Annotated in this window: 6 protein-coding genes; 5 read left to right on the top strand and 1 reads right to left on the bottom strand. The window is 43.8% G+C overall.

Annotated elements, in window-relative coordinates; translation table 11 throughout:
- Positions 1-918 (top strand): prolyl oligopeptidase family serine peptidase (locus tag VIN08_RS22280; protein ID WP_331970020.1); only part of this gene is annotated, 918 nt, incomplete at its 5' end.
- A gap of 56 nt (positions 919-974) precedes the next feature.
- Here the strand turns inward: VIN08_RS22280 and VIN08_RS22275 are convergent.
- Positions 975-2192, bottom strand: a complete 1218-nt coding sequence (locus tag VIN08_RS22275) for a hypothetical protein (RefSeq protein ID WP_331970017.1) — start codon at positions 2190-2192, stop codon at positions 975-977.
- Between the two features lie 591 nt (positions 2193-2783).
- On the opposite strand from VIN08_RS22275, the gene VIN08_RS22270 reads away from it, so the two are divergent.
- The 4 genes from VIN08_RS22270 to VIN08_RS22255 all read left to right on the top strand — a co-directional run.
- Positions 2784-5954 carry a TonB-dependent receptor gene (locus VIN08_RS22270; protein WP_331970015.1) on the top strand — a complete coding sequence of 1057 codons (3171 nt, stop codon included), beginning with the start codon at positions 2784-2786 and terminating at the stop codon, positions 5952-5954.
- A 13-nt stretch (positions 5955-5967) separates the two neighbouring features.
- The gene (locus VIN08_RS22265) at positions 5968-7899 is read left to right on the top strand and encodes a RagB/SusD family nutrient uptake outer membrane protein (RefSeq protein ID WP_331970012.1); all 1932 of its coding nucleotides are present in this window, start codon (positions 5968-5970) and stop codon (positions 7897-7899) included.
- A gap of 25 nt (positions 7900-7924) precedes the next feature.
- Entirely contained in the window at positions 7925-9217 is a 1293-nt protein-coding gene (locus VIN08_RS22260) for a DUF5013 domain-containing protein (RefSeq protein WP_331970009.1), read from the top strand.
- 216 nt (positions 9218-9433) lie between these two features.
- A partial coding sequence (locus VIN08_RS22255; RefSeq protein ID WP_331970006.1) for a glycosyl hydrolase family 28-related protein occupies positions 9434-9766 on the top strand: 333 nt, incomplete at its 3' end.

Raw genomic sequence — 9766 nt, 5'->3', positions numbered from 1 at the left:
GCGTATAGGGAGCGCGTTGAAATAGCTGATCTTTATACTTTATTCCTGGGACGCCCTGATCTATACCTGGATGGCATTCATCCAAACTTTGAAGGTGCTACTGCGATGGCAAAACGATTAAGTGAACTGCTTACGCAATCGCGCGATACACGCTTCAATATTTTTCAGCACGTAAAGGTTCAGGGAGACACCAGTTCGTTCATGGGCTACGAATGTATGTCGTTTAGGATGTTTGATCGTGATTGTAAAATCGTAAAACCAAAATGGACGAATAAACAGCGAAGCTGGATTTGGCGCGCGCGGTTCTGGGGGCATGAACCACAGCTGGATATAGCACTGCTTGAACGTGGTTATCATCTAGTATACTGCGATGTTGCCGAGTTGTTTGGAAACGAAGAGGCGATCGAAAGGTGGAATAAGTTTTATAGTTTTTTGACAAGCGCTGGCCTGAACAAAAAAGCAGCCATGGAAGGCATGAGTCGTGGTGCTGTATATGTATATAACTGGGCAGCGAAGAATCCGGAAAAAGTAGCAGCAGTATATGTAGACAACCCGGTGCTCGATCTTTTAAGCTGGCCGGGAAGTCAGTATAAAAAGAACGTGCCTAACCGTAAAGAGTGGGAATTGTTCAAGGAAGATTACAAGTTAGCCTCCGATGAACAAGCACTTGCATTCAAGGGTAGTCCCATCAATAGAGTTGAAGCTATTGCAACAGGCGGATATCCCATGCTTCATGTATGTGGTGATGCTGACGAAGATGTACCGATGAGCGAAAACACAATTCCCTTCGTTGAGAAAATAAAATCGTTGGGAGGGAAGATCGACCTCATCATTAAACCCGGCTTCAAACATCATCCGCATAGTCTGCCCAATCCGGCACCGATTGTTGAATTTATAGTGAGAGCTTATAGTAAGTGAGTCGGAAAGCCCGGAAGTAAGAAAGTAATAGCTTCCCGTCTTCCGGACTCTCACCACTACTTTACAAACTCTTTTTCATCCTTATCAATGCAAGCTACTGCTTGAATTACGGCCAGTTTGTTTTCAATGGTGAATGGATGATCGGAGGCATAATTACGCATGCGACTTCCGAATAAACTTATCGTCAATTTTTGATCACCCCTCACCAGCATATAGTCCCAGGATTGATTTTCTTTCACAGTAGTTAACGCTCCGTTTCCACCGGAGAATGCTTCTACATTCGTGATCGCAGTGTGTCCCTGTCCTTCAATGATGATCGGATGTACTTCGTGTACACTATTTCCGCAGTTGGCTATAATAGATCCTTGTGCTATCTGCCAGTTTCTGTTTTTTGTATTCGATCCCTTTTTATATATACCAACCGTCACACAATCAAAATTGAAGTTGGTCAATTGTCCATAGGTTTCATCGCCCAACAAAATTCCTCCATGTGTACCAAATGTAAACAGGTCCATCAACTGCGCATTGTCGGTATGGTTGATGACGTAGGCAAAAGTTTTTCTGGCAATAACAGCATCTACTACACTGCGACTAAATCCACCTCGTATGAAGCGTTGAATGGAAGGATTGATATGACAATGGAGAATCCTCGGCACATCGTAACAGTAGTCGATGCGAATAAACTCACCACTTAAAGGATATCCATAGCAATGCTCGAACGTCATAAGCTCACAGGGAAATTTCTTCGGTGCATTGAAATCCATCGCCAGGTATTCGCCATAAAATGTGAGACATGAAAGATATACACCTTGCGTCATGCTTGTTTGAGATACTTGTATTGTAGGTGGATATGGAATAATCGCATCGGGATTATTCATCGTCTGTTCCGGATACCAGAACTGGATCCCTTTTATTTGTGTGCTGGATTCGACTGTGATAAATGCTTGCGTTCGGTCTGTGATTTTAAATACACTTCCCACGGGTTGTTTTTTCGAAGCATGAACGGTGCCTCTTGGCGTGGGGCCGTTTACACCCACCAGTGATGCGTTCCGTTTTAAGATAATTCCGCCAGCGATCGGGTAGGGTTCATCTGTTGGCTCAATAAAAATAGCAGCGCCTACAGTAGATGCCCAGTCAATTGCTTTTTGCAAATTGATCTTGTTAGCCTCTGGTGTATTATCGGGCGTTACACCAAAGCTCTTTACGCTTACCGGGTTCTGGGCGTATCCTATGTTTATAGCAAACAGGAGGAGGAGTATCAATCGTGTTATCATGGGTCGTCAAGGTTGTATATCGGTTTCGAAGTAATCCCAACCTGATTAACGGCCAATTAATTTTGACTTAAAACCTGGATGTAAGCGTTTCTTAATTTGAAATTATATCACCATCCAAAAAAGCTATGGGGATATTTTCCGGGTTGAAATAACCTTTGGAGTAAAAGGCACTGCATATACCTTCCATCTAATCGCCAGCCATCAATAATTCAGCTTCATGGCCGTATGTCGCGACCTCAGATCTCAACATTCGAGACCCTAATTTTTTAGATGCACCACTATTCCGGAGAAGTTTTTCTTTAAAAAATCTCGCATTAATAGGGATTTAAGAGAAAATTAATTGAACCAACCTAAGTTTGATTACCGCGAACGATTGAAAGGCAAGTCGCAAACGGTAACATAATTCTTAAACTCTAAACCTTAAAGTTCAATTGTATGGGTAAAATCTACATGTTTTTACTTTTTTCTCTGGCCTGGTGCCCGGTGGCCTCAGCGCAGAGAACGTTGGTCAGATTGCCCCAGGCCGCTTCTCAATCGAGGATTAAACATTCCGAAGCGCAACAAAGGGATCTCTTTTCAACGGTTGATAATGTGTCTATCCAGGTACCTGGAAGTACAAGAAATGAAGTGGGGGCCGAGACGTCACATAACAATGTCGGAGACAATAACACATTGGTGGCAGCGCATCAAGGCAGAGATATTACAGGCAAGGTTACTGATGAAGATGGCTCGGGGCTTCCCGGAGTGAGTGTATTAATTGAGGGGACTACTATCGGTACAGTAACGGATGCGGATGGAAAATTTGCGATCAATATTCCCTCCGATGAATCTGTGCTGGTGTTCAGCTTTATAGGATACACCACGCAACGTGTTACGGTGGGGGCGCTCTCGACTGTTGATGTTTCTCTCGTGGCTGATGTTACAAAACTCAATGAGGTTGTTGTGATGGGTTACGGCACACAGAAGAAAGCAACCTTGACAGGTGCTATATCGGTGATCGATAACAAAGACATTGTTCGCACCAAAAACGAAAACGTGTTGAACTCTCTGACCGGTAAACTTCCGGGTGTACGGATCGTGCAGAAAAGTGCCGCGCCCGGTGCTTACGATACGCAAATCGACATTCGTGGTATGGGCGATCCGTTGTTTGTGATTGATGGTATAGTTCGCGACAAAGATTTTTTCTCGCGCATGAGCTCAGAAGAAGTAGAGAGTGTAACGATACTAAAAGATGGTAGTGCCGCTGTGTATGGTTTGCGTTCAGCGAACGGTGTTGTGGTGGTCACCACTAAAAAAGGTATAGCAAACCCTGATGGCAAAGTGGATGTCACTTTAAATAGCAGTACATCCTGGCAACAATTTCTGTATGTGCCGAAAAGTGTTAGCGCTGCTGATTACATGACGTTGAGAAATGAACAGAACTGGCAGGACTTTGGGAAAAACTACTTTGTCCGCACAAACCCGATGTTTACCGATGCTCAGATTGAGGAATATCGTAACGGTACTAAAACATCGTATGACTGGTTTGACCAGGTGTTTAAAAAAACTACACCACAATCTCAAACCGACCTGAGTATAAATGGAGGAAGTGATAAGATACGATACTTCTTTAACCTCGGGTATTCCAAGCAGGATGGTTCTTATAAGAGCGGTGATTATTACTCTTCACGCTGGAACATGCGCACCAATATAGATGCTCAGATCACGAAGAGATTAAGCGCGAGAATTTCTCTCGGAGCTATCATGGTTAATACTCACCAACCGAATGGAACTGGTTGGAGTACTTACAAACTAACGTGGTTAACCCGTCCGGATGCACCCTTTTATGCTAATGATAATCCGGAATATCCTAATGGCGATGCGCAGCTTTTGAATGAAGGTGCCAATATGATCGTGCAAACCAACTCGGATTATGTAGGCTATAACATTACCGATGATCGTAAATACAATGGAACACTCACACTGGAGTATGACATTCCGGGAATTGAAGGATTGTCGGCAAAGGGTATATATGACTATTCGCCCAATACACCGGTAATCACCAGCTACAAGCGAGCTTACGAATTATACCGGTATAATCCGGATGCCGATACATATTCACCTATTGCAAGGAATACACCTTCCGGTGTTACAAAAACTTTCTTTCTCAACTATAGCACCAACATGCAGTTGGGCTTGCACTATATCCACTCTTTTTTCAACGATCACAACGTTAACAGCTTTCTTATTTACGAAGAGCGATATAACAGCACGGATAACTATAGTCTCTATCGCGACCTGATGGTGGATTCTGAATACTTATCTGCCGGTGAAGATCTTCATCAATTGGCTACACAGGGTACGAGCGGACAGGTTTTTGACCGGGCCACTCAATCTTTGATAGGACAATTGAATTATGATTTCAGGGGTAAGTATTTATTCGACTTCAAATTTCGTTACGATGGGTCTTCGCGTTTTCCTGCAGGCAGTCGTTTTGGTTTCTTCCCTGCATTCTCAGCAGGATGGCGTCTCAGTGAGGAGGGGTTCATCAAGAACAGTTTAACATTTCTCAGCAACCTGAAAGTAAGAGGTTCTTATGGAAAGATGGCCGATGATGGTGGTCTTAGAATAAATTATCCTCCAGCTATAGGGTATAGTTTAAATGGTAATGAATACGGATGGTTCTATGATGGTGTGTTGACAGGTGGTGTATCCAACACAGGTATACCTAACTATAACCTGACGTGGTACTCGGCTAATACGTATAACGCTGGTCTTGACTTCGGATTTCTCGATCAGAAACTTACCGGTAGTGTAGATATATATAAGCGTGACCGCAGCGGTTTATTGGAAACCAGTGCCGCTGTAATTCCCGGAACAGCAGGTGCTACGTTGCCCGAAGAAAACCTGAACAAAGATCGTCAGTTCGGATATGAGATAGCATTGCGATATGACAACACCTTCAAAGACATTAAATACTATGTAAGCGGACAGGTTTCAGCAACAAAGAATATGAGAACCAGTTGGCTTGAAACTCCGGCCGGTAACTCATACGATCGATGGAGGAACCGTACCAGTGGACGCTATAGTGATATATGGTGGGGTAATGAATCTCAAACACAACTCACGAGCTACGATCAAATACAGAATTACCAAATTCCCCTCGGGCAAAATACACTGCCGGGCGATTGGGTGCTGAACGACTGGAACCAGGATGGTGTGATCAATGATGCCGATCAACATCCTATAGCTTCTGTTGGTCGCCCGGTATTTAACTATGGTATATCTCTGGGAGGAACATGGAAAGGCATTGACCTCGCGTTGGATTTTCAAGGTGCGTGGGGAGTATATGTACAGTATGCTGAAGTACTCACAGAAGCATTGCCTTTCGGTGGACAGAATACCCTGAGCTACTTTACAGACCGGTGGCGCCCGGTAGATCCCAATGCAGATTACTTTAATCCTAATACACAATGGGTTGCCGGCTACTATCCGGTTACAGGTCATGATGGAAGACGCACCGGTACCAATGGTGTTCAGAATGCATCCTATATGCGCTTAAAGACAGCGCAGATTGGCTATACACTTCCCAGTGCATGGCTCTCTAAAATCAAAATGAAGAATTTAAGATTTTATGTGAGCACCTACAACCTGCTGACATTTACCGGACTGAAAAATACAGACCCGGAACGCCCGACTGCAGGCACAGGCGATGCATATATAGAATTCTATAATTACCCGGTGAACAAGACCTATACAATCGGAGCAACAGTCAAATTCTGAAAGAGCTACTACTATGAAAAAACAACTTATATATATAACACTCTTTTGTATCGGAGTTCTTTCCTGCCAGGATTTGAACCTGGAGCCCAAAGGTATATTGGGTGAACCTGAACTCTTCGGTAATGAATATGGTGTGAAGAAATACTTCGCGGCTATATATAACAGTCTTCCGATAGAAGATTTCCTGTATTACGGAACAGACTCAGACCATGCATATCGTCCGGATAACTACTGGGAACAAGGCAAGAAAAGCCTTGGAAACATGAGTGGTGAATTTTTTAATACCTGGGTGCTGGTTGATAACGATGGCTTTGCTTATTGGCCATACGATCGTATTCGTGACGTGAACACGTTCATTGAGAATTTTCCTAACTATAGGGATAATTATACCGAAGATGTATATAACAAGCTGCTGGGCGAAGCACATTTTTTACGCGCCTTCTATTACTTCGGTCTGGCTAAACGTTACGGTGGTGTTCCGCTCGTTAAAGATGTGCAGGATCCGCTTGCCCCGAAGGAGACACTTGAAGTGCCTCGCAATACAGAATACGATACCTGGAAATTAATCTATGAAGATCTGACGTTCGCCATTGAAAACATGTCAGCGAACACGGATGAGACAGGTCGTGCAAATAAGTATGTGGCTGCTGCTTTATTGTCGCGCACCATGCTCTATGCAGGCTCTATCGCTAAATATAGTCAGTATTTAGGTTTTCAGGGTGAAGCAGCCACCAGTGCAGGTATGGCTGGAATGGATCCTTCGAAGGCCGATGAATTTTTTCAGTATTGTGTTGATGCCGGTAAAGTTGTAGAAGCAGGTCCGTTTTCGTTGTACAACAAAGATGCTGATAAGGCCAAGAACTTTGCTGATCTTTTCCTGGATCCGGGATCTCCTGAAAGTATATTTATCAAGGACTATAATATAACGACTCCTGGTAATACACGTCTGCGTCACAGCTATGATGCATTGATGTCTCCTCAACCGGATATGTCTTCATTTGTTGGAGCAGAAAGTTATCCGCCACTTGATTTCATGGAATTGTATGAGATGCCTGCTATCGTTAATCCGGACGGAACACCGGTTCGGTTTGACAATCGCGGTGATATCAAAAACGATATGGAGCCACGCATGCGCGGTACTATGTTCTTTGATGGTGATGAACTGCGTGGCAAGACCTTCAGCATTCAAAGAGGTATTTACAAAAATTTTGATGGCCTCGCTTCCGATGCTGATCAGGGTAGCAGTGCTGCACCGATCAACAATGCAGATAATCGTATACTCGGTGGCAGAGGATGGACAACAAACATCAACGGAGTTACCTATAACATTACCGGAGCGCACGGACACTTTGAGGATCAGGGAGGAGAAAACAACTGCTGGGGATCTGCCTTCATTCGTAAATATGTAGATCCATCCAGACCGACAAGTGATGTGCGTGAATATCGCAGCGATCAGCATTGGGTAGTGTTCCGTCTTGGGGAAATATACCTCAATACAGCAGAAGCACTTTATGAATTAGGTCATAGAGAAGAAGCTTTCAACTATATAGAAATGATTCGCACACGTGCTGGTTCTAAAGTACCTCGTCCTGTTATCGATATGTCTTCAACCAATATAGGCACCATCAACAAGGCGAACTATCCTTATTCTATTGAGAAGTCGTTGCAGTTTATCCGCGATGAACGCGAGCGCGAACTATATGGTGAGAATCACTGGTGGTGGGATCTCCGCAGATGGAGAACTGCAGACCAGGTGTTGAATCAGTTCCGTCACCGCGTGCTTAGCTGCTACTATGTAGCCGATGAAGGCAAGTATATATACCTGGATGAAATAAACCGGTGGAACAGAAGCTGGACTGCCTCCAAGCAATGTTATTACGAGCCAATTCCGTGGGGAGAGATCGGTAAGAACAATAACCTCTTGCCTCAAAATCCGCTTTACTAATTCTTAAACCATTGAGATGAACACTATGAAAAATATACTATATATCCTGTTGGGAGTAATGCTGTTCGCAGTTACTTCCTGTATGGAAGTAGACAACTGGGAAGAACCCAACGTAAGAGTTCACGGCAGAGTAATTGATGCCCTTACCGGAGAGAATCTGCTTACCGCACAAAACGACTGGGGCATTCGTATCTGGGAAAGATCGTGGAAGCAGTCTGCACCTACAGCGCAATCACTTGTTGTAATGCAGGATGGTTCATACAACAATAGCAAACTTTTCGGAGGTACCTACGATATGCTTCCATATGGTGGTGCTTTCTGGCCGATTGATACTGTTAAGAATGTTGAGTTCAAAGGAACCACCGAACAGGATTTCACCGTCACTCCCTATTTACAATTACTCGGCTTTGAAACTTCATTGAACGGATTGAAATTAACCCTGAGCTGCCAGTTGAAAGCTCCTATTCGCGATGGACTTCCGAATCTTGTTGAGATCAAACCTTTCCTGAGTCTTAATCAATTTTGCGGGGCGAATAATTTTATTGACCTCGCGGAGTATAATAACCAGCGGAAGCAGATCAACAAATCGTGGATGGAAGAAGTAGGTGATGTTGAAACGAGTGGTATATATCGCATAGGCCCGCTCGCGGTAAAGCCAGGCTATACGTACTATGTTCGTTTGGGTGCCAATGTAAACGATGCTAACAGAAAGTATAATTATACCGAGATCGTAAAAATAGTAGTGCCGGCAGATGCTCACAATGATCCGAACGAAGTGCCTGATAACTTTTTCAAGAATGCACAATGGCCATTTGATAAAGCTGACTGGGATGGCAACCGCTGGGGAAATTTACTGAACTGGTCTACCAACGATGCTATGCGCACACGCGATGGCCGAGGTGGCTATGATGGCGGATGGGAAGGCCCGGCCAATGATAAAAAGAGTCTTGGATTTGAAAGATGGGGCGCTGGTGAAACACAGATTGTGAATGGTAAACTCTTTCAAACATTCGATCTTCCTGCAGGCTCCTATAAATTTACCATGAGTCTTGCCGGAGATAACCCGATCATTAGTAACAATGGCAGCGACCCGAGATATATAGCAGCAGCCGTGGGAGATATACTGCCGGATATAGCAGACTTGCCTACTGCAGCACTGGCATCAACAAACTTTGCCGGTCTGGGCAACGATGGATCAACGAGTATAGAATTCACGTTAGATGCTCCTAAAAAAGTATCAGCTGGTTTTGTTGTAAGCTTCACCAATACGGAACAGAATGTAAGACCTTCCTGGCTAAAACTGGAAAAAACAGATTAGACGGTTAGTTGAATGGTTATGGTTGTCCATCACTGCGGTGTTTGGACAGCCATGTTTCCTTAATCAAATCATTAATCACGATTTTATTCTCCTATAGTATAGGATGATACTGTTTAGACAGCAGCACCAGAAGAAGGCTGCTGTCTGAATATATAGTGCAGCCGATTACTTGATAAAGAAAATCAGATCGTGATATATACTTATGGATGAAAAAGAATGAAGCAAACACCAAAACATAAAACACGATTATCGGCTACGATTTGGCTTTGTACTATTTTTCTGTTCACCTGTTCGATCGTCTCTGCTCAGAACTGGCGATTGGTTAACACGAAATATCCGACCAAAGACAATGTTGTGATTGCCTATTCAGTAGCAGACTTCGGTATCACAGGCGATGGTAGTACAGATGTTACTCAGCAATTTCAGAACCTGCTTAACCAGTTGGGTACATTAGGCGGAGGAACGTTGTTTGTACCGGAAGGACAATATGTAATTAGAGGTAATCTGCTGCTTCCGAAAGGAATTACGCTGCGAGGTGAATGGAAGAAA

This window comes from Ohtaekwangia sp., assembly GCF_036568665.1.
Classification (GTDB): domain Bacteria; phylum Bacteroidota; class Bacteroidia; order Cytophagales; family Cyclobacteriaceae; genus Ohtaekwangia.
This window is presented reverse-complemented; position numbering and strand designations above follow the sequence as displayed.